This is a genomic window from Serratia sp. TSA_105.2 (genome assembly GCF_052692115.1).
On record NZ_JBQZFT010000007.1, the window covers coordinates 128,606 to 149,760 of the forward strand.

Annotated in this window: 17 protein-coding genes; 10 read left to right on the top strand and 7 right to left on the bottom strand. The window is 62.4% G+C overall.

Annotated features, from left to right (window positions below):
• The first annotated feature begins 74 nt into the window (after positions 1 to 74).
• Positions 75 to 737 (top strand): quorum sensing response regulator transcription factor QseB, encoded by a 663-nt coding sequence (qseB, locus tag ACUTSC_RS19390; protein ID WP_038872425.1) that lies wholly within the window; start codon positions 75 to 77, stop codon positions 735 to 737.
• Complete coding sequence (gene qseC / locus ACUTSC_RS19395; protein ID WP_445653505.1) at positions 734 to 2,092, top strand: quorum sensing histidine kinase QseC; 1,359 nt, start codon at positions 734 to 736, stop codon at positions 2,090 to 2,092. The genes qseB and qseC overlap by 4 nt, the downstream gene beginning before the upstream one ends.
• Positions 2,093 to 2,097: 5 nt before the next feature.
• Here the strand turns inward: qseC and folK are convergent, their stop codons facing one another.
• From folK to thpR, 6 genes are all read right to left on the bottom strand, one after another.
• A complete protein-coding gene (folK, locus tag ACUTSC_RS19400; protein ID WP_142110501.1) occupies positions 2,098 to 2,598 on the bottom strand; it encodes a 2-amino-4-hydroxy-6-hydroxymethyldihydropteridine diphosphokinase in 501 nt (166 codons plus the stop codon).
• Positions 2,598 to 4,145 carry a polynucleotide adenylyltransferase PcnB gene (gene pcnB / locus ACUTSC_RS19405; protein WP_074181146.1) on the bottom strand — a complete coding sequence of 516 codons (1,548 nt, stop codon included), beginning with the start codon at positions 4,143 to 4,145 and terminating at the stop codon, positions 2,598 to 2,600. The genes folK and pcnB overlap by 1 nt, the downstream gene beginning before the upstream one ends.
• A gap of 61 nt (positions 4,146 to 4,206) precedes the next feature.
• Positions 4,207 to 5,118: a tRNA glutamyl-Q(34) synthetase GluQRS gene (gluQRS, locus tag ACUTSC_RS19410; RefSeq protein WP_047729869.1), complete on the bottom strand. Its 912-nt coding sequence runs from the start codon at positions 5,116 to 5,118 to the stop codon at positions 4,207 to 4,209.
• Positions 5,119 to 5,313: 195 nt separating this feature from the next.
• Positions 5,314 to 5,769 carry an RNA polymerase-binding protein DksA gene (gene dksA / locus ACUTSC_RS19415; protein ID WP_004937569.1) on the bottom strand — a complete coding sequence of 152 codons (456 nt, stop codon included), beginning with the start codon at positions 5,767 to 5,769 and terminating at the stop codon, positions 5,314 to 5,316.
• 183 nt (positions 5,770 to 5,952) lie between these two features.
• The gene (gene sfsA, locus ACUTSC_RS19420) at positions 5,953 to 6,660 is read right to left on the bottom strand and encodes a DNA/RNA nuclease SfsA (protein ID WP_004937572.1); all 708 of its coding nucleotides are present in this window, start codon (positions 6,658 to 6,660) and stop codon (positions 5,953 to 5,955) included.
• Positions 6,657 to 7,199, bottom strand: a complete 543-nt coding sequence (gene thpR, locus ACUTSC_RS19425) for an RNA 2',3'-cyclic phosphodiesterase (protein WP_038872406.1) — start codon at positions 7,197 to 7,199, stop codon at positions 6,657 to 6,659. Before thpR ends, sfsA begins: the two co-directional genes overlap by 4 nt.
• A gap of 188 nt (positions 7,200 to 7,387) precedes the next feature.
• On the opposite strand from thpR, the gene hrpB reads away from it, so the two are divergent.
• The 7 genes from hrpB to ACUTSC_RS19460 all read left to right on the top strand — a co-directional run bounded on the left by hrpB (position 7,388) and on the right by ACUTSC_RS19460 (position 19,085).
• Positions 7,388 to 9,826, top strand: a complete 2,439-nt coding sequence (gene hrpB / locus ACUTSC_RS19430) for an ATP-dependent helicase HrpB (RefSeq protein ID WP_197773730.1) — start codon at positions 7,388 to 7,390, stop codon at positions 9,824 to 9,826.
• Between the two features lie 118 nt (positions 9,827 to 9,944).
• Complete coding sequence (gene mrcB / locus ACUTSC_RS19435) at positions 9,945 to 12,437, top strand: bifunctional glycosyl transferase/transpeptidase (protein ID WP_197773729.1); 2,493 nt, start codon at positions 9,945 to 9,947, stop codon at positions 12,435 to 12,437.
• A 251-nt stretch (positions 12,438 to 12,688) separates the two neighbouring features.
• A complete protein-coding gene (gene fhuA / locus ACUTSC_RS19440) occupies positions 12,689 to 14,887 on the top strand; it encodes a ferrichrome porin FhuA (RefSeq protein WP_197767438.1) in 2,199 nt (732 codons plus the stop codon).
• A gap of 47 nt (positions 14,888 to 14,934) precedes the next feature.
• Positions 14,935 to 15,732 carry a Fe3+-hydroxamate ABC transporter ATP-binding protein FhuC gene (fhuC, locus tag ACUTSC_RS19445; protein ID WP_016930054.1) on the top strand — a complete coding sequence of 266 codons (798 nt, stop codon included), beginning with the start codon at positions 14,935 to 14,937 and terminating at the stop codon, positions 15,730 to 15,732.
• Positions 15,732 to 16,640 carry a Fe(3+)-hydroxamate ABC transporter substrate-binding protein FhuD gene (gene fhuD, locus ACUTSC_RS19450; RefSeq protein WP_197767436.1) on the top strand — a complete coding sequence of 303 codons (909 nt, stop codon included), beginning with the start codon at positions 15,732 to 15,734 and terminating at the stop codon, positions 16,638 to 16,640. Before fhuC ends, fhuD begins: the two co-directional genes overlap by 1 nt.
• Entirely contained in the window at positions 16,637 to 18,625 is a 1,989-nt protein-coding gene (gene fhuB / locus ACUTSC_RS19455; RefSeq protein WP_445653506.1) for a Fe(3+)-hydroxamate ABC transporter permease FhuB, read from the top strand. The genes fhuD and fhuB overlap by 4 nt, the downstream gene beginning before the upstream one ends.
• Before the next feature lie 307 nt (positions 18,626 to 18,932).
• Positions 18,933 to 19,085 (top strand): Hok/Gef family protein, encoded by a 153-nt coding sequence (locus ACUTSC_RS19460; RefSeq protein ID WP_033638576.1) that lies wholly within the window; start codon positions 18,933 to 18,935, stop codon positions 19,083 to 19,085.
• A gap of 110 nt (positions 19,086 to 19,195) precedes the next feature.
• Here ACUTSC_RS19460 and ACUTSC_RS19465 read toward each other — a convergent pair whose 3' ends face one another.
• The gene (locus ACUTSC_RS19465) at positions 19,196 to 20,437 is read right to left on the bottom strand and encodes an MFS transporter (RefSeq protein ID WP_197767434.1); all 1,242 of its coding nucleotides are present in this window, start codon (positions 20,435 to 20,437) and stop codon (positions 19,196 to 19,198) included.
• A gap of 399 nt (positions 20,438 to 20,836) precedes the next feature.
• On the opposite strand from ACUTSC_RS19465, the gene ACUTSC_RS19470 reads away from it, so the two are divergent.
• The gene (locus ACUTSC_RS19470; RefSeq protein ID WP_063988738.1) at positions 20,837 to 21,154 is read left to right on the top strand and encodes a non-heme iron oxygenase ferredoxin subunit; all 318 of its coding nucleotides are present in this window, start codon (positions 20,837 to 20,839) and stop codon (positions 21,152 to 21,154) included.
• The last annotated feature ends 1 nt before the right edge of the window (position 21,155 follow it).

The following is a 21,155-nucleotide window of genomic DNA, read 5'->3' on the forward strand; positions in this document are numbered from 1 at the left end:
GCGCGGATCGCCATGCTTAAGCGGTTCTTAAGAACCTTGTGGTGCAATGGCGCCATGACTGAAAAGGGATACTCATGCGAATTTTGCTGATCGAAGATGACAAACTGATCGGGGACGGCATCAAGGCCGGGCTGACCAAACTCGGCTTCAATCTGGACTGGTTCACCGACGGTGTCGTCGGCAAAAATGCGCTGGACAGCGCGCCGTACGACGCGGTGATCCTCGATCTCAGCCTGCCGGGCCTCGATGGCCTGGATCTGCTGCGCCAGTGGCGCCAGGCCGGGCAGGACGTGCCGGTTCTGATCCTCACCGCCCGCGACGCGCTGGAGCAGCGGGTCAGCGGGCTGCAAAGCGGCGCCGACGATTATCTGTGCAAGCCGTTCGCACTGGCCGAAGTGGCGGCGCGCCTGCAGGCGCTGATCCGCCGTCGCCACGGTCAACTGATGCCACAGCTGACGCACGGCAACGTGGTGTTCGACAGCGCCACCCGCAGCGTGAGCTGCAACGGCGAGCCGGTGACGCTGACGCCGCGCGAATTGGCGGTGCTGGAACTGTTTCTGCACAACAAGGGGCGGGTGCTGGCGCGGCCGTTGATTCAGGAGAAGCTGTACAACTGGGACGACGAAGTGAGCAGCAACGCGGTGGAGGTGCATATTCATCATCTGCGGCGCAAGTTGGGTAACGGCTTCATCCGCACCATCCACGGCGTGGGTTATACGCTGGGGGATGCGCCGTGAAGCGTCTCAGCCTGCGGCTGCGCCTGATCCTGATCTTCAGCCTGTTGGCGCTGCTGACCTGGAGCACCGCCAGCGTGGTGGCCTGGGTGATGTCGCGCAACACCATCAACGAAGTGTTCGACACCCAACAGATGCTGTTCGCCAAACGGCTGGCGACCGCCAACCTCGGCGATCTGCTGGCCGATGAAAGCGCGCGCAGCCTGCCGAAAACCAAGAAGCTGGTGCATCACGGCAAGCGCGGTGAGCAGGACGACGACGCGCTGGCGTTTGCCATCTTCGATCGCCAAGGCAAGATGCTGCTCAATGACGGCGAGAACGGCGCCGACTTCCTGTTTGACGGGGAGCGTGAAGGTTTTACCGACGGCGAGCGCAAAGGCGATGACGACAGCTGGCGCCTGGTATGGTTGACCAGCCCGGACGGGCGCTACCGCATCGTGGTCGGCCAGGAGTGGGATTACCGGCGCGATATGGCGCTGGGCATGGTGACCGGCCAGCTGGTGCCCTGGCTGGTGACGCTGCCGGTGCTGATGCTGCTGATCGCGCTGATGGTCGGGCGCGAGCTGAGGCCGCTGCGCGCGGTGGCGGCCGGTTTGCGCCGGCGCGCACCCGATGACGCGACGCCGCTGGACGCGCGCCAGGTGCCGACCGAGGTGCGCCCGCTGGTGGATGCGCTCAATGCGCTGTTTGCCCGCATCAACGCTCTGCTGGTACGGGAGCGGCGTTTCACCTCCGATGCCGCGCACGAGTTGCGCAGCCCGCTGGCGGCGCTGCGGGTGCAGACCGAAGTGGTGCAGCTGGCGGGGGATGACGCGCCGATGCGCGAGCACGCGCTGGACAATCTGACGCTCGGCATCGATCGTGCCACCCGGCTGGTGGATCAGCTGCTCACGCTGTCGCGGCTGGATTCGCTGTCGGATCTGGCCGAACTGGCGCCGATCGACTGGAACGATCTGGTGACGATGACCCTGGCGGAGCAGGATCGGCAGGCCCATGCGGCGGGCGTGACGCTACGCTATGAACATCGGGGAACGCCGCCGCCGCGTCAGGGGGAAACCTTGCTGCTGTCGCTGCTATTGCGCAACCTGCTGGACAACGCGGTGCGCTACACCCCGCAGGGCGGCGTCGTCACCGTGACGCTGAGCGAACGCTCGCTGACGGTGGAGGATGACGGTCCGGGGGTCACCACGGAACATCTGGCGCGGCTCGGAGAGCGCTTCTATCGCCCGCTGGGGCAGGAGCAAACCGGCAGCGGGCTGGGGCTCTCGATCGTGCAGCGTATCGCCGGCTTGCATGGTCTACAGGTCAGTTTCGCCAATCGCCCGGCGGGGGGATTTGTAGCGCGGTTGGCGCTGTAGGTGGGTCAGGACTTGGGTTTTGGCTGATGCCACAGCGCCATGCCGTTTTCCGGCACGCGCTTGAGGCAGCTGGCGAGCGGCTCGCCATCGGGGAAAATCAGGTCGGGGGCGATTTCCGCCAGCGGGTAGAGCATGAATTCGCGCGCTTTCAGGCCGTAATGCGGCACCGTCAGGCGCTCGGTATGGATCACCTTGTCGCCGTACAGCATGATGTCCAGATCGAGCGTGCGCGGCCCCCAGCGTTCATCCTTGCGCACGCGCCCCTGATTGCGTTCTATCGCCTGGGTATGGTCGAGCAGCTGTTCGGGCGGCAACAGGGTATCCAGTGCCACCACCGCGTTGAGAAAGTCCGGCTGGTTTTGCGGCCCCAGCGGCTTGGTGCGGTAAAACGAAGAACAGGTGACCAGCCGGGTGCGCGGGAGATGCTCCAGCGCCTCCAGTGCGGCTTTAACCTGTTGCAGCGGCTGCGCCAGGTTGCTGCCCAGCGCGATATAAACGCGGATCATTATGCCCCTTCTTTACGCGGTGCCCGGCGGCGAGGGCGGCGTTGACGCGCGCGGCGCGGCGCCGGATCGTCCCCCAGGGTGCTCAGCATGGCTTTCTGCCGCGCCGGCGTGGCGTCCTGGAACTCGCCCCACCATTCGGCCAGACGCAGCATCTCCTGATTGTCTTCCACTTCCGCACGCAGCGCCAGCAGATCATAGGCGGCGCGGAATTTCGGGTGCTCCATCAGCTTGTGCGCACGTTTGCCCTGGCGGCGGGACAGGCGCAGCTGCAGCTGCCAGATATCGCGCACCAGCGTGGTGATGCGTTTCGGGATGGCCAGCGAGCGGCACTGCTCGTCGAGCACATCGTTCATCGCCAGCGCGAAGGCGTCGTAGTACGCCAGGCCGCTTTCCTGCGCCAGCTTCTGCGCGTGCTCCAGCAGCGGGTACCACAGCATGGCGGCAAACAGGAAGGCCGGGTTGACGCGCATGTCGTTCTGCAGGCGGTGATCGGTGTTCTTCAGCACCTGCGCCAGAATGCGCTCCATCGGCGTATCGTGGTTCGGCGTGAAGTTGCGGGCGATCAGCGGGAACAGCGGTTGGAACAGCTGGTATTCGCACAGCTTCAGGTAGGTCTGGAAACCGTAACCCGCCTGCAGCAGCTTGAGGGATTCTTCGAACAGCCGCGCCGGCGGGATCTCATGCAGCAGCGAGGCCAGGCGCGGGATCGGCTCGGCGGTCTCTTCGCTGATGCGCATATCCAGCTTAGCGGCGAAGCGCACCGCGCGCAGCATGCGCACCGGATCTTCACGGTAGCGGGTTTCCGGATCGCCGATCAGGCGAATCACGCCCTGTTTCAGGTCGTTCAGGCCGCCGACGTAATCGCGCAGGGTGAAATCCGCCACGCCGTAGTACAGGCTGTTGATGGTGAAATCACGGCGCTGGGCGTCTTCCTCGATCGAGCCGAAGATGTTGTCGCGCAGCAGCATGCCGTTTTGCGCCTGCTGGGACGAGTTCTTGTCGGACTCCTGATTCTGTTCGTGGTGGCCGCGGAAGGTGGCCACTTCGATGATCTCCGGCCCGAACATCACGTGCGCCAAGCGGAAGCGGCGGCCGACCAGGCGGCAGTTGCGGAACAGCTTGCGCACTTGCTCCGGCGTGGCGTTGGTGGTGATGTCGAAGTCTTTCGGCTTTTTGCCGAGCAACAGATCGCGCACGCCGCCGCCGACCAGATAGGCTTCGTAGCCGGACTTGTTCAGGCGGTAAAGCACTTTCAGCGCATTTTCGCTGATGTCTTTGCGGGAAATCGAGTGCTGTTCGCGCGGGATCACGGTCATCGAGTCGTTGCTCTCGGCGAGGGGAAAAGGCGGACGCTTGCGCGGCGTTGAGCGGCGGGCAGGGGCGTTGCTGCCGTTATCGGCGGCGCGCGGCTGCGGCGCAGGGCGGCTTGGCGCCGCGGCACGCTCTTCGCGGACTACGTTTTTATCGCCGGCCGCCGCGTCGTCGCGGGGCAGCTTGTCATCGCGGGTCAGTACCTTACGACAGAAGTTGGCTACTCGGGTAAAAATGGTACACCTCGATAGTGACTGATAAAAATGGAGCTAACAAAAAATAGCGGCTAATCATAGCTCACCATGGCTCCTTTGAGAATGCCGGCGTGTTTTCATCCAGAGGGATAGCCTCCTGACGCGGCACGTTTTCCAACCGCCAATGTGCGACCGCCCAGCTCAATAATAATGGCAGGTCAAGATCTTGCCAGCTTTCCGGCAGCGGTTGGCGCAGAAATTTCAGCGCGGCGATCAGCACCGGGCGCGGATCGCCGGCGGGCAACGCCGGCGCATGGTTTTGCTTCGACAGCTTGATGCCGTTGGCGCCCAGCGCCAGCGGCAGATGCACATAGGCGGGCACCGGCGCCTGCAGCTGGCGATAGAGGGCAATTTGGCGCACCGTCGGTTCGATCAGGTCGGCGCCGCGCACAATTTCGGTCACGCCCTGAAAATGGTCGTCGATCACCACCGCCAGGTTGTAGGCGAACAGCCCGTCGCGGCGGCGAATGATAAAGTCTTCCCCCGCCAGCGCCGGATCGGCGTGCAATTCTCCCTGCAGGCGATCGTGGAACCCGTAAACGGGCGCGGTCTGGCGCAAGCGGATGGCGGCACCCTGCGGGCCGAGCTGCAAATCGCGGCAGTGGCCGTCGTACAATCCGCCGATCTGCTGGATGCGGCTGCGGGTGCAGGTGCAGTAATAGCTGAGCCCCTGGCGCTGCAACAGATCCAGCGCGGCGCGATAGGCGTCGTGACGTTGGGATTGATAGATGACCTGGCCGTCCCAGTGGAGACCATAATGTTCCAGCGCGGACAGGATGCGAGCGGCGGCGCCGGGGACTTCGCGCGGCGGGTCGATATCTTCGATGCGAACCAGCCACTGCCCGCGTTGGGCGCGAGCCTGAAGGTAGCTTCCCAGAGCGGCAATCAGCGAACCGAAATGCAGATCCCCGGAAGGCGATGGGGCAAAGCGCCCCACATAATGACTTTCTTGCATATCAGAGGGGAGAGGTTCCCTTTTCTCTGTGCGGCGCACGCAGGTGCGCACGCCGCAGCGGTAACATACTCGTTATGCTTGAAACTGCATCTGTGTTAGCTGCGCCTGCTTACCCGAATCACTTACTTGAGTAAGCTCATCGGGATGCGCATTCTTGCCGCCTTGATGCCGCTCCAATCATTTAGAGTAGCGGTATTAGCCGGCCATCTGCTTTTCGCGGATCTCAGCCAGCGTCTTGCAGTCGATGCACAGATCGGCGGTCGGACGCGCTTCGAGGCGACGAATGCCGATCTCCACGCCACAAGATTCGCAGTAGCCGAAATCATCGTCTTCCACTTTCTTCAGCGTTTTCTCGATCTTTTTGATCAGTTTGCGTTCACGGTCACGGTTACGCAGTTCAAGGCTGAACTCTTCTTCCTGGGTAGCACGGTCGGCCGGATCAGGGAAGTTGGCTGCCTCTTCTTGCATATGCGATACAGTACGGTCCACTTCGTCCCTGAGCTGGTTGCGCCACGCTTCAAGAATGCGCTTGAAATGCGACAACTGGGCGTCGTTCATGTACTCTTCGCCCGGCTTCTCTTGGTACGGCTCCACCCCAGCGATGGCGAGAATGCTCAAGGACGAGGTTTTACGGTTTTGCCCTTCTTGCATGTTGCTTCTCCTACATACACACGCACTATCGAATCCCCAATGCGGGGGAAAAACAGGCCGCTATAAATAACAGAAGGAAGGTAGGTTGGCAATTATTCCTGTCGCCCGCTTGACAATCGTGTGAAGGAGGGCGTATTTGGCGATCGTGCTGGCCGGTTGTCTATTTATAGGGACCCGACTGCGCTAATCGATAAAAAACGGCAGCTTATCGCAGAGATAAATACCGTCAGGTGATAACTTTGCCCCGTAACAAACCACTTCCACTCCCAACTGCCGGACCTGTGCCAACAGCGCCGCATAGCGCTCATCTATATGATGTGCCGGTGCGACCTGCTCAATACCGCTGTGTAACACGGCAAAGAACAACACCGCCCGTTGCCCGCTTTCAACCACGCTGAGCAACTCACGCAGGTGCTTTTGCCCTCTGAGCGTTACCGCATCAGGAAAGTAACCACGTTGTTGTTGCAGTAATGTGACTGACTTAACTTCAATATAGCAGTTAACCCGATTTTCTGCCTGTAATAACAAATCGATACGGCTGTTTTCACCGCCGTATTTCACTTCGCCGCTGATTTTACTGTAACCGGATAATTCATTGATTAAATTGTGTTCAATTGCCTCGCGCACCAGCGCGTTGGCGCGCAGGGTATTGACGCAGATCCAGTGCCCCTGTTGGGTATGGGTCAACTCCCAGCTGTGGGCGTATTTGCGCTTGGGGTTATCCGAGGTGGAGTACCAAACGGTATCGCCGGGCGTGGCGCAGCCGGTCATGGCGCCGGTATTGGCGCAGTGCAGCGTAAAGGTTTCCCCTTCCGGGGTGATCACGTCCGCCAGAAAGCGTTTGTAACGTTTGATCAGCGTGGCGGAACGCAGCGGTGGAGAGAAAATCATGCGGATGCCTGCTTGGCCAGCGGCCACTGTTCGAGGTGTTGATAGCGGGTGCGGCCGTTTTCGAACACCGACTCATATAAGGAAAAGGCATCGGCGCTGAACGCCCAGCCCGGCGTCGCCGGCGGGATCGCCACCGGCTGGGTGGCGGCGCGCAACAGCGTGATGTGCGGATGGAACGGCAGCGCGCTTTGATGGCAGCCGTTGCGGGCGGCCTGCGAACGCAGCAGCTCGGCCAGCTGCAGCAGCCCGCGCGGCGCGCGGCGGGTGCCGAGCCAGACCACGCCGGGGCGCGGCCAATGGCCGAGATCGTCGAGCCGCATGCTGAAGCCGGGTTGCACGATGCGCCCGGCCAGTTTGCGCAGCGCCAGCTCTTTCTGCGCGGTGACCTCGCCGAGAAACGCCAGCGTCAGGTGCAAATTAGCCGCCACCACCGGTCGGCCGGCCTCTGGCGCAAACGCCTCGGCGCGCCAGCGGATCACCTGCTGTTGCAGGGCATCAGGCAAGGACAGGGCGAAAAACAGGCGGCGCGAATTGGACATGGGGGCTCGGTAAATAATGACAAATCCGTCGGGACAGACATGGATGCGGCTTGCAACGGTCGCGCGCGAAGCGGGACGCATGGACGAGGTCCGTACTATAGCTAACGCCGCCGCAGTTTGGAAGGCTACGGGGACAAAGCTAATGCTACACTGTACGCCGTTTAACGTTAACCACCACGGAGAGTTCAGTGTCTTCATTGCCCGTCAGCGCGGTGCTTGATGAGTTGCTGGCTGCGTTGCAGTCCGCTCCTCAGGTGCTGTTGCACGCCCCGACCGGCGCCGGTAAATCCACCTGGCTGCCGCTGCAGATCCTGGCTAAGGCCGGGTTGCCGGGGCGCATTATCATGCTGGAGCCGCGGCGGCTGGCGGCGAAAAATGTCGCCTATCGCCTGGCGCAGCAACTGGGGGAGGAGCCCGGCCAGACCGTGGGCTACCGCATGCGCGCCGAAAGTAAAAGCGGGCCGCAAACCCGGCTGGAAGTGGTGACGGAAGGCATTCTCACCCGCATGCTGCAGCAGGACGCCGAGCTGCAGGGCGTGTCGCTGGTGATCCTCGATGAGTTCCACGAACGCAGCCTGCAGGCCGATCTGGCGCTGGCGCTGCTGCTCGACGTGCAGCAAGGGCTGCGCGACGATCTGATACTGCTGATCATGTCGGCCACCCTGGACAACGCTCGCCTGTCGCAGCTGCTGCCGGAAGCGCCGGTGGTGGTGTCCGAGGGGCGCAGCTTCCCGGTTGAGCGTCTGTATCAGCCGTTGGCCAGCCATCAGCGGCTGGAAGATGGCGTAGCGGCGGCGGTGAAGCGGTTGCTGGCCGAACAGCCGGGATCTTTGCTGCTGTTCCTGCCGGGCGTGGCGGAGATCAATCGGGTGCTGGAGCGATTGACCGGCGAGGTGGCGAGCGATACCGATCTTTGCCCGCTGTATGGGGCGCTGCCTCTGGCCCAGCAGCAAAAAGCGATTCAGCCGGCGGCGCCTGGCCGCCGCAAGGTGGTGCTGGCGACCAACATCGCCGAAACCAGCCTGACGATCGAGGGCATTCGGCTGGTGGTGGACAGCGGCCTGGAGCGCGTGGCGCGCTACGACGTGCGCAATGGTTTGACGCGGCTGGCGACGCAGCGCATCAGTCAGGCCTCGATGGTGCAGCGCGCTGGGCGCGCCGGGCGCCTGGAGCCGGGCATTTGCTGGCATCTGTTCGCCAAAGAACAGGCGGAGCGCGCGGCGGAACACGCTGAACCGGACATTTTACAGAGCGATCTCACCGGCTTCTGGCTCGAACTGCTGCAGTGGGGATGCCATGATCCGGCGCAGCTGACCTGGTTGGATGCGCCTCCGGCGGCGGCATTGGCGGCGGCCAGGGCGTTGCTGCACCGGTTGGGGGCCACGGATGACGGCGGCAAACTTACCGCACTGGGGCGCCAGATGGCCGCGCTGGGGTGCGAGCCGCGGCTGGCGGCGATGCTGGTCACCGGCGCGGCGCTGGGTGCCGACGGCCTGGCGGCGGCGGCGTTGCTGGCGGCATTGCTGGAAGAACCGCCGCGCGGCGGGCAGATGGATATCGGCTACTGGCTGAGCCGCCCGCAACCGAACTGGCGGCAGCGTGCCGCGCAGTTGGCCAAACGCCTGCCGCAACGTGCGGGGCAAGTCGACGTCGATCTGGCGCCGCGCCTGTTGGCGACGGCGTTTACCGATCGTATCGCCCAGCGGCGTGGTCAGGATGGCCGCTACTTGCTGGCCAACGGTCTGGGGGCGGCGATGAACCAGGACGAGGCGCTGTCGCGCGCACCCTGGCTCATCGTCCCCAGCCTGTTGCAGGGCCACAACAGCCCCGATGCGCGTATCCTGTTGGCGTTGCCGGTGGATATCGACGCGCTGGCGGCGCAGCTGCCGGCGATCGTCACGCAGCGCACGGCGGTGGAGTGGGATGACGAGAAGGGCACGCTGCGCGCCTGGAAGCGCCAGCAGATCGGCCGTCTGACGCTGCGCGCCCAGCCGCTGGCCAAACCGGCGGATGAAGAGCTGCAGCAGGCGCTGCTCGATTGGGTGCGCGCACAGGGGCTGGCGGTGCTCAACTGGGAGGGCGCTGCCGAACAATTGCGGGTGCGCCTGCAGTGCGCGCAAGCCTGGCTGCCGGAGGCGGAATGGCCGGCGATGGACGAAGAACCCCTGCTGGCGGCGCTGGAGCAGTGGCTGTTGCCGTCGCTGAACGGCGTGCGCGATCTGCGCGGTTTGAAGCAGGTCAACATCGCCGAGGCGCTGTCCCGCCTGCTGGACTGGCAGCAAAAGCAGCGGCTGGATAATGCGCTACCCACTCATTACACTGTGCCGACCGGCAGCCGCCTGCCGATCCGTTATGAGGCCGGCAAACCGCCGGCGCTGGCGGTGCGTTTGCAGGAGGTGTTCGGCGAGCAGCGCAGCCCGATGTTGGCGGAGGGTCGCATCCCGGTGGTGCTTGAGTTACTCTCACCGGCGCACCGGCCGTTGCAAATCACCGGCGATCTGGCGGCCTTCTGGCAAGGCGCCTACCGCGAGGTGCAAAAAGAGATGAAGGGCCGCTATCCGAAACACGTTTGGCCGGACGATCCGGCCACGGCGGTACCGACGCGCCGAACGAAGAAATATCAGTAGGTCGCGATCATTCAAGGTTTGGAATTCAGATGTTTCTTCTGGTCAGCGCTGCGGCGTAGGCACAGATTAAGCGACTAATCATGGCCGGCAGTGTCGGCAAGCTCGGAGAACAACAGCCATGGCTGGGGATGACCGCGAGCCCATCGGGCGCAAAGGAAAACAACCAAAAAACACCGCGTCGCGCAAGCCGCCGCGCCGTCGCCGAGACGACGATTATGACGATTACGAAGAAGACGAGTATGACGATGATGAGTATGAAGAGGAGGAGGAACGCATGCCGCGTAAGGTAAAAGCGACTCCGCCGCGTAAAAAACGCCGCTGGCTTGGCCTGATAATCAAACTGATCCTGGTGCTCGCCGTCCTGTTGGCGATCTATGGCGTCTATCTGGATTCGCAGATCCGCAGCCGCATCGACGGCAAAGTCTGGCAGTTGCCGGCGGCGGTGTACGGCCGCATGGTCAACCTGGAACCGGGCATGCCGTACAGCAAGAAGGAGATGGTCAACCTGCTGGAAGGCATGCAGTATCGCCAGGTCAGCCGAATGACGCGCCCGGGCGAGTTTACCGTGCAGGCCAACAGCATCGAGATGCTGCGCCGCCCATTCGACTTCCCGGATGGTAAAGAAGGGCAGATCCGCGCCCGTCTCGATTTCCAGAACAACCGTCTGGCGAAGATCGAAAACCTGGACAGCGGCCGCAGCTTCGGCTTCTTCCGCCTCGATCCGCGTCTTATCACCATGCTGCAGTCGCCAAACGGTGAACAGCGCCTGTTCGTGCCGCGCTCCGGTTTCCCGGATCTGTTGGTGGATACGCTGATCGCCACGGAAGACCGCCACTTCTATGAGCATGACGGCATCAGCCCTTACTCCATCGGCCGTGCGGTGCTGGCCAACCTGACCGCCGGTCGTGCGGTGCAGGGCGGCAGTACCCTGACGCAGCAGCTGGTGAAGAACCTGTTCCTGACCAACGAACGTTCGCTGTGGCGTAAGGCCAACGAAGCCTATATGGCGCTGCTGGTGGATTACCGTTACAGCAAGGACCGCATTCTGGAGCTGTATCTGAACGAGGTGTACCTCGGCCAGAGCGGCAGCGACCAGATCCGCGGTTTCCCGCTGGCCAGCCTGTACTACTTCGGCCGTCCGGTGGACGAGCTGAGCCTCGATCAGCAGGCGCTGCTGGTCGGCATGGTCAAGGGCGCGTCGTTGTATAACCCGTGGCGTAACCCGAAGCTGGCGCTGGAACGCCGCAACCTGGTGCTCAAACTGCTGCAGAACCAGGGTGTGATCGACGGCGAGCTGTATGACATGCTGAGCGCGCGCCCGCTGGGCGTGCAGCCGAAAGGCGGCGTCATTACGCCGCAGCCGGCGTTTATGCAGATGGTGCGTCAGGAACTGCAGAGCAAGCTCGGCGATAAGGTCAATGACCTGTCCGGCGTGAAGATCTTCACTACGCTGGATCCGGTGTCGCAAGACGCGGCGGAAAAAGCGGTCGAAGACGGCATCCCGGCGCTGCGCGCCGCGCGTCACCTGCAGGATCTGGAAGCGGCGATGGTGATCGTCGATCGCTTCAGCGGTGAAGTGCGCGCCATGGTCGGCGGCGCCAACCCGCAGTTCGCCGGCTTCAATCGCGCCATGCAGGCGCGCCGCCTGGTCGGCTCGCTGGCCAAGCCGCCGACGTACCTGACCGCGCTGTCCGAACCGGATAAATACCGCCTCAACACCTGGCTGGCGGATGCGCCGCTGTCGCTGAAACAGCCGAACGGCGCCGTCTGGCAGCCGAACAACTATGATCGCAAATTCCGCGGTCAGGTGATGCTGGTGGATGCGTTGGCCAACTCGCTGAACGTGCCGACGGTGAACCTCGGCCTGTCGGTTGGGCTGGATCAGATCAGCGCTACGCTGCAACGCCTGGGTATCCCGAAAGCGGAGATCAACCCGGTGCCATCGATGCTGCTGGGGGCGATCGGCCTGACGCCGATGGAAGTCGCGCAGGAGTACCAGACCATCGCCAGCGGCGGTAACCGTGCGCCGCTGTCGGCTGTGCGTTCGGTGATCGCCGAAGACGGCACGGTGCTGTACCAGAGTTTCCCGCAGGCGGAACGCATGGTGCCGGCGCAGGCCGCTTACCTGACGCTGTACGCGATGCAGCAGGGCGTGGCGCGCGGGACTTCCCGCTCGCTGTCGGTGAAGTTCCCGAACTACAACCTGGCGGCGAAAACCGGTACCACCAACGATCTGCGCGACAGCTGGTTCGCCGGCATCGACGGCAAGGAAGTGGCGATCGCCTGGGTGGGGCGCGACAACAACGGCCCGGCCAAGCTGACCGGCGCCAACGGCGCCTTGACTCTGTATCGCCGTTATCTGGAAAACCAGACGCCGCTGCCGCTGATGCTGCAGCCGCCGGAAGGCATTAACCAGATGAGCATCGACTCTGCCGGCAACTTTATCTGCGGCGGCGGCAGCTGGCGCACCATCCCGGTCTGGACCGACAATCCGCAGGGATTGTGCCAGGCCAGCCAGGCGGCGGTGCAGCAACAGCAGCAACCGGCAGCGGGTGAGCAAAAAGATGGCGATGGCGTCGCTGGCTGGATCAAGGATATGTTCGGCCAGTAATCGCTACCGGGGCGTCGGCCCCGGTGAAAGTTTTTTCTTTGTTATTAAGCCCGTAACCTTGGTTGCGGGCTTTTTTATTTTTCCGCTCGTTTTATTTCCCTGTTAATCGCATGGCTAAGCGCCTAATCCTTAACCTATTTGCCTTATGAATTCGGCTTGCAGTTTAATTTCGCTTCTGCATAAAATGCGACGCTTATAATAATTATTATCGTTTACATTCGTCATTTAATTATTCATCAGAGAAATCAACTATGCCGACCAAGCGTCTTTCATCATCCGCGGCCAAGCAGGGCCGCACCCCCGTCAGCGCGTTAGCGATCACCGTCGCTGCGGCGTTGGGCACGCTGGCGATGCCGGCTTTTTCCGCCGACGCCAAGCCGGCCGCCAAGGAAGACACGATTACCGTTGTGGGCGGTAGCAATACCGCCCAGCAGGAAAGCGCCTGGGGGCCGGTCGGCACCTATGTCGCCAAACGCAGCGCCACCGGCACCAAAACCGATACGCCGATCGAGAAGAACCCGCAGTCCGTTTCCGTGGTGACGCGTGAAGAGATGGACATGCGTCAGCCGGATACGGTGAAGGGCGCGCTGGCCTATGCGCCGGGCGTATTCGCCAGCCGCGGCAGCTCCACGACCTATGACGCGGTGGCAATCCGCGGCTTCCCGGCTACCAACACCACCCAGTATCTGGATGGCCTGCGGTTGCTGGGCGACAACTACAGCGAAGCGTCCATCGATCCTTATTTCCTCGAACGCGCCGAGCTGCTGCGCGGCCCGGTCTCGGTGCTGTACGGTAAAAGCAACCCGGGCGGTTTGGTCTCGATGGTCAGCAAGCGGCCAACCACCGAGCCGCTGCGCGAAATCCAGTTCAAAATGGGTACCGATAACCTGTTCCAGACCGGTTTCGATTTCAGCGACGCGCTGGACGATCAGGGCATTTATTCCTATCGCCTGACCGGCCTGGCGAAAGACAGCGATACGCAGCAGACCATGAGCAAAGAGAAGCGCTATGCGATCGCGCCGTCCTTTAGCTGGCGCCCGGATGACAAAACCAACTTCACGCTGCTGGCCAACATTCAAAACGATCCCTATACCGGTTATTACGGCTGGCTGCCGAAGCAGGGCACGCTGATCCCGCTGCCGAACGGCGGTAAGCTGCCGACCGATTTCAACGAGGGCGAAGCCAGCAACTACACCTCCCGCAAACAGCGGATGATCGGCTACAGCTTCGAACATGCCTTCAACGATACTTGGGCGGTACGCCAGAATCTGCGCTATATGCAGCTGGAAACCGACATGAAGAGCATCTATGGCAGCGGCGTTTCTGCGGCGACGCCGACGACGATTAATCGCGCCTATGTGCAGTCGAAAGAGCATCTGAACAATTTCTCTGTGGATACCCAGGCGCAGGCGAAGGTGAAAACCGGCGATATCGATCACACGCTGTTGTTCGGCGTGGACTACATGCGCATGCGTAACGATATCAATGCCGCATTTGGCTCTGCGGACGGTCTGAGCATGACCCATCCGCAATACGGAAATGACGCGGTCAATATCAACTTCCCCTACCATTACCTGAACCGTCAGGAGCAAACCGGCCTGTATGTGCAGGAGCAAGGGGAGTGGAACCAGTGGCTGTTGACGCTGGGCGGGCGCTATGACTGGGCGAAGACTTCCGCTTATAACCGCGATGCGAGTTCGACGAGCCAGCAGACCGATCGCCAGTTCACCTGGCGCGGCGGCCTCAACTACCTGTTCGACAACGGCGTGACGCCGTATTTCAGCTACAGCGAGTCGTTTGAACCGAATCTGGGCACGACGCAAGGGGGCAGCACCTTCAAACCTTCGATCGGCAAGCAGTATGAGGCCGGCGTGAAATACGTGCCGAAGGATCGCCCAATCGTGCTGACTGGCGCGCTGTATCAGCTGACCAAAAACAATAACCTGACGCCGGATCCGGATAACGCGCAGTTCAGCGTGCAGAGCGGCGAGATCCGTTCGCGCGGCGTGGAGCTGGAAGCCAAGGCGGCGTTGAATGCCAACGTCAACCTGATCGCCTCCTATACCTATACCGATGCGAAATACACCAAGGACAATACCTATCAGGGCAAACCGACCGTCGAGGTGCCGAAACATATGGCGTCGCTGTGGGCGGATTACACCTTCCACGAAACGGCGGTGAGCGGCCTGACGCTGGGTTCCGGCGTGCGTTACGTTGGCTCCAGCTCGAGCTTCAACAGCGATAACTCTGCCTTCAAGGTGCCGGACTACACGCTGGTGGACGCGACCATTAAATACGATCTGGCGCGCTTTGGCCTGCCGGGCTCGTCCGTGGGCGTCAACATCAACAACCTGTTCGACAAGACCTACGTGTCCAGCTGCTACCGCGACTACGCCTGCTACTGGGGCGCAGAACGCCAGGTGGTCGCCACCGCAACCTTCCGTTTCTAACCGGATAGCCGGGGCGGCGCCGCGTCGCCCCGGACAAAGCAGGATCTATGCAGGACAAACTTCTTAATCCCGGCGCGACCTTCGCGCTGGATAACGCCAGTTTCGCCGTCCCCGGCCGGGTGCTGCTGCAACCGCTGTCGCTCAGTTTTCCCCAGGGCAACGTCTGCGGCCTGATCGGCCATAACGGTTCCGGTAAATCCACCCTGTTGAAACTGCTCGGGCGGCACCATGCGCCCAGCGGCGGCCAGGTACTGCTCAATCGGCAGCCGTTGGCGCAGTGGGACAGCAAATCCTTCGCCCGCCAAGTGGCCTACCTGCCGCAGCAGTTGCCGGCGGCGGAAGGCATGACGGTGCGCGAACTGGTGGCCGTCGGGCGCTATCCGTGGCATGGCGCGCTGGGGCGTTTTGGCGCCAACGATCGCCAATTGGTGGAAGAGGCCATTTCACTGGTGGGGCTGAAGCCGTTCGCCAACCGCCTGGTGGACAGCCTGTCCGGCGGCGAGCGCCAACGCGCCTGGCTGGCGATGATGGTGGCGCAGGACAGCCGCTGCCTGTTGCTCGACGAACCGACGTCGGCGCTGGACATCGCGCACCAGGTCGAGGTGCTGGCGCTCATTCAGCGCTTGAGTCGCGAACGCGACCTCACGGTGATCGCCGTGCTGCACGACATCAACATGGCGGCACGCTACTGCGACCATCTGGTGGCGCTGCGCGGCGGGGAAATGATCGCCCAGGGCGGCCCGCTGGAACTGATGCAGGGGCCGGTGCTGGAGCAAATTTACGGTATTCCTATGGGCACGTTGCCGCACCCGAGCGGCGGCGCGCCGGTGAGTTTTGTCTACTGATGTCTCCTGCATTCACTTCTTCTCACGATCCGCTGCGCCGCCGTTTGTTGATGGCGCTGGCGCTGTCGCCGCTGTTGGGCTCGTTGCCCGGCCGAGCGGCGGATGCGCCGCCGGATATCGCGCGCGTTGCGGCGCTGGAATGGCTGCCGATCGAGCTGCTGTTGGCATTGGGCGTGACGCCGCTGGCGGTGGCCGATGTGCATAACTACAACCTGTGGGTAGCGGAGCCGAAGCTGCCGGCGACGGTGGTCGACGTCGGTCAGCGCACCGAACCTAACCTCGAACTGCTGCAGCAGCTCCGGCCTTCGCTGGTGTTGCTGTCGCAAGGCTATGGCCCGACGCCGCGAAAAATCCAACCCATCGCGCCAACCATGAGCTTCGGCTTCAACGACGGCAGCGGCAAACCGCTGACCGTCGCCCGCCAGTCGCTGATGGCGCTGGGCCAGCGGTTGGGCATCGAAAGCCGGGCGGTAAACCACCTGGCGCAGTTCGACCGCTTTATGCAGGATGCGCGTCAGCGCCTGCAAAGTTACACCCGGCAACCGCTGCTGTTGTTTTCGCTGATCGACACGCGCCATGCGTTGATCATCGGCCAGAAAAGCCTGTTCCAGGAAGCGATGGACCAACTGGGCATCCGCAATGCCTGGCAGGAGCAAACCGACTTTTGGGGCACGGCGGTGGTGGGCATTGAACGGTTGGCCACGGTGCGTAACGCCCGGGTCATCTACCTCGATCACGGCAATCAGGCGATGATGGATAAGGTCAGTGCGACGCCGTTATGGCAGTCGTTGCCCTTCGTGCGGCAAAACCAGCTGCGGCAGGTGCCGGCGGTGTGGTTCTACGGCGCCACGCTGTCGACGATGCGGTTTTGCCGCCTGTTGGCGCAGGCCCAGGAGAGTGGGGCATGAATTCGGGCATCCGGAGATTACCGCTGACGCTGATCCTGCTGTTGCTGGCGGCGGCAGGTGGCCTGACGATATACAACCTGGCGCAGCAGCTGCCGCCGGCGCACTGGGCGCGGGCGCTCAGCGCGCCGGACATCGACGACGTGCGGCAAATGCTGTTCCATTACAGCCTGCTACCGCGGTTGACGGTGTCGCTGTTGGCCGGCGCCGGCCTGGGGCTGGTCGGCGTGCTGTTCCAGCAGGTGTTGCGCAATCCGTTGGCGGAGCCGTCGACGCTCGGCGTTGCCGCCGGCGCGCAGCTCGGCCTGACCATCGCCACGCTGTGGGTGCTGCCGGGGGGCGAATTCACCCGCCAACTGGCCGCTATGGTGGGTGCAATTGTGGTGGGCGGGCTGGTGTTCGGCGTCGCCTGGGGCAAGCGGATGTCGCCGGTCACGCTGATTCTGGCCGGGCTGGTGCTGGGGCTGTACTGCGGCGCGGTCAACAGCCTATTGGCGCTGTTTCATTACGATCAGCTGCAGGGCATGTTCCTGTGGGGCACCGGCGCGTTGAACCAACAGGACTGGAGCGCCGTGCAGTTCATTCTGCCACGTTTGCTGGTGGCCGGCCTGCTGGCGGCGCTGTTGCTGCGCCCGCTGACGCTGCTGGGGCTGGACGACGGCGTGGCGCGCAACCTGGGGCTGGGGCTGTCGATGGCGCGTTTCTGCACCCTGGGGCTGGCCATTATCTTCAGCGCCATGTTGGTGAGTGCGGTGGGCGTTATCGGCTTTATCGGCCTGTTTGCACCGCTGATGGCGAAGATGTTGGGCGCGCGCCGCCTGGCGCACCGCATGATGCTGGCGCCGTTGCTGGGGGCGCTGTTGCTGTGGTTGACCGATCAGGTGATGCTCGGGGTAACGCAGGTGTGGCGCGAGATCCCGACCGGTGCGGCCACCGCTCTGTTCGGCGCGCCGCTGCTGCTGTGGCTGCTGCCGCGCCTGCGCAGCGCCGCTACGCCGCCGCCGATGAACCTCGGCGACAAGGTGCCTGCCGAACGTGGGAATCTGCCTGCCTGGATCCTGGTGGGGGGCCTCGTACTGCTGATCGGCCTGACGCTGGCGCTGATGCTGGGCAAAAATGCCGGCGGCTGGCACTGGAGCCTGAGCGCAGAACTGGACGCTCTGCTGCCGTGGCGTTGGCCGCGCGTGCTGTCGGCGCTGGCGGCGGGCATGATGCTGGCGGTCGCCGGCACGCTGATCCAGAAATTGACCGGCAACCCAATGGCCAGCCCAGAAGTGTTGGGCATCAGCTCCGGTGCCGCTTTTGGCGTCGTGATAATGCTGTTTATGGTGCCGGGCGACGCCTTCGTATGGTTGCTGCCCGCCGGCAGCCTGGGGGCGGCCGCGACGTTGCTGATCATCATGATCGCCGCAGGCCGCGGCGGTTTCTCGACCGAACGTATGCTGCTGGCCGGTATCGCGCTCAGCACCGCCTTTACCACCGTCATCTTCCTGCTGTTGGCCAGCGGCGATCCGCGTATGGGGGGCTTGCTGACCTGGCTCTCCGGTTCGACCTATTCGGTGGAGCCTGCGCAGGCGCTGCGCACCGCGCTGGTGGCCGCCGGATTGATGGTATTGGCGCCGCTGTGCCGCCGTTGGTTGACCATCCTGCCGCTCGGCGGCGCCACCGCCCGCTCGGTGGGCATTGCGCTGACGCCGGCGCGGTTGGCCATTCTGTTGCTGGCCGCCACCCTGACCGCGATGGCGACCCTGACCGTTGGGCCGCTGAGCTTTGTCGGGCTGATGGCGCCGCACATGGCGCGCATGCTGGGCTTCCGCCGCGCGCTGCCGCAGATGGTGATCGCCGCGCTGCTGGGCGGCTTGCTGATGGTGTTTGCCGACTGGTGCGGGCGGATGCTGCTGTTCCCGTATCAGATCCCCGCCGGGTTATTGGCGACCTTTATCGGTGCGCCGTACTTCGTTTATCTGTTGCGTAAGCAGACGTCGTAAGCGGCGTCTCGGCCGTGCTTTTTCTGCCATCAAAGGCTCAGCGTTGCTGAGCCTTTTTTTTCATGGTGTTGCAAGGCGCTGCGAGCGGGTGAGCAAAAGCGATATTGCGTGCGAAAAGGAACACGAGGCGTGGCGGTGAGATGAATATACTGCAGGCGGGTGCTCTGGATCTTTGTCTCTGGAGCCCGTGCGAAAGAGACAAAGAGAAAAGCCCCGAGTCGATATCCATCAACCCGAGGCCTACTCTAAAGCACGACAACGTTAAGTTAGCCTCTTACCCGCCGCGAGGCAAGGAGAAGAAGGCATGATGCCGAACAAACGGAGCCTGTTAAAATTGGTGGTTATTTGTGCCACGGTAATATCACTGGCATGGATAACCCGCAGCACGCTGTGTGAGCTGCGGATCCGATCGGGCAACACGGAGGTTGCGGCCATTTTGGCTTACGAATCCGAACGGTAAGGCAACCCGGCGACGGGGGATGTCCCCCGTCTGCTGATTGTTGGCGTCCAGATCCATGAGCACCCTCTCAACGCTTTCGGTTTTCCGCCGCACAAGACAGGGAAACGGGTCTATGCCCGCTTCACCTGCCGCGCCAGCAACATGCGGCCAAACAGCGCGCCGCCCGCCAGCAGCGTCAGCAGTTGCGAGGCGATCAGCACCGCAAAGCCTGAAGACACCTTGCCCTGGCTGGCCATCACCATGCCCATCGCCATCGGCACAAACGCCGAGAATAAATTGCCGATGCCGTTGATCAGCCCATAGGCGCTGCCGACCGCCTCCGGCCGCGCATAATGTTGCAGCAGGGTAGGGATCGCTGCGCCCTGCGCGCCCCAACAGGCATTGGCCGCCAGCAGGAAGAAGGCGATCCAGCCAAGCTGATGGCTGTTCATCACGCCATAGATGCACAGCGCGGTCGCTGCGCCGCCGCAGACGAAGATCAGCGGCGCCTGATAAGGGCGGATACGATCGAGCAACACGCCGCCGAGGTATTTGGAGGCGATGCTGACGATGAAAGGCAGCGCGGCCATCCAGCCCATCTGCTTGATGGAGAATCCCTTTTCATCGGTCAGGTACGCCGGCAGCCAGGCGCTGGAGCCCCACAGATAGCTGAGCGTGGCGATCTCGATCAGCAGGATCCAGCCGAGCATCGGCGTGCGCCAGGCCAGCGCAAAGGTGTGCCAAACGCGGCTCAGCACCGGTTGCGGATCGGCAGGGCGCGAGGATGAAGACAGAGCGAGGGGATGAACGAACAGCCGCACCAGCGCCAACCCCAGCAGTAGGTTGAGCAGCGCCAGCAGGTGAAACGACATCGCCCAGCCGAAGTGCGCCATCAGAAAACTCACCAGCGGAAAGCCGAGCACCAGCCCCAACGAAACGCCCAGCGTGCTGACCGCGTTGGGCTTGCCGCGCTCGTCGGTGGCGAAATGATCGCCGATGTACATGGTCTTCAGCGAGAACAGCGGCCCTTCGCTGACGCCAAGCAGCGCGCGCACCACGCACAGCAGCATCAGCGATCCCGCCAGCGGCGAGGCGGCGGTGAGCAGCGCCCACAGCACCACGCTCAGCGTCAGCGCGCGGCGGTAACCCATCAGCGTTTCCAGAAACGGCGTCAGCAACATGGCGGACAGGCCGTAGCCGAGCAAAAACACCGTCATCAGCGTGCCCTGGTGAGCGCGGTCACTGCCGAGCTGGAAGTGTTGCAGGAAGTCGGGATTGACCAACATCACGGCGATATTGACCCGATCCGCATAGGCGATAACGATCAGAAACAGCAGGGCGATCACCCCAAACCAGCGTTGACGTTGTTGCACGATGCATTCCTCGGTGCGAGCGGTTGACGAATTCAGGCAGCAGTAAACTCACCCGAGGATGCCATATAGCGCAAACGCGGGAGGATTGGGCTGATTGATGTAAATTTATTGTTATTAAATAAGGTGTGAAAGACAGAGAGAAAACATTTTTACGCGCAATGCGTCGTCGGAATCAACGCATTTTTTGCCATAAATTAGCGAGAGAGCGCACAACTGACATAGGTTTTTCATATCGGTGCATGATTTCGTGATCCTTCCCGCATTTGTCATTTTTAAACAACTTTTCATTAACATTTGCCGTTCCGCTCGCTTGACGAAAGTTTCGCCAGACTTATAGTGACTGTATTAAATAAGAAACTGAGTTTCATATATGAAACAATCAGATAGAGGAAAAAAGCAATGAGCTGGAAGAATGTGTGCGAAGTGTCTCAGGTGAAAGAAGATTTTCCTTTTTCCGGCAAAGTGGAAGGAAAAGAGATCGGGGTGTACCTGCTCGACGGTAACTACTACGCGTTGGAAGACGTTTGCCCGCATGCTTATGCCTTGCTCAGCCAGGGGTTTGTAGACGACGGCAAGGTTGAGTGCCCGTTGCATGAAGCGTTGTTTGACGTGCGCACCGGCCAGTGCCTGCGCGAGCCGGGCGGCCGCGATCTGCAAACCTATCCCACCCGGGTGGTCGACAACCAAATCCAGATCACCTTTATCCCGGAGGAGTAAT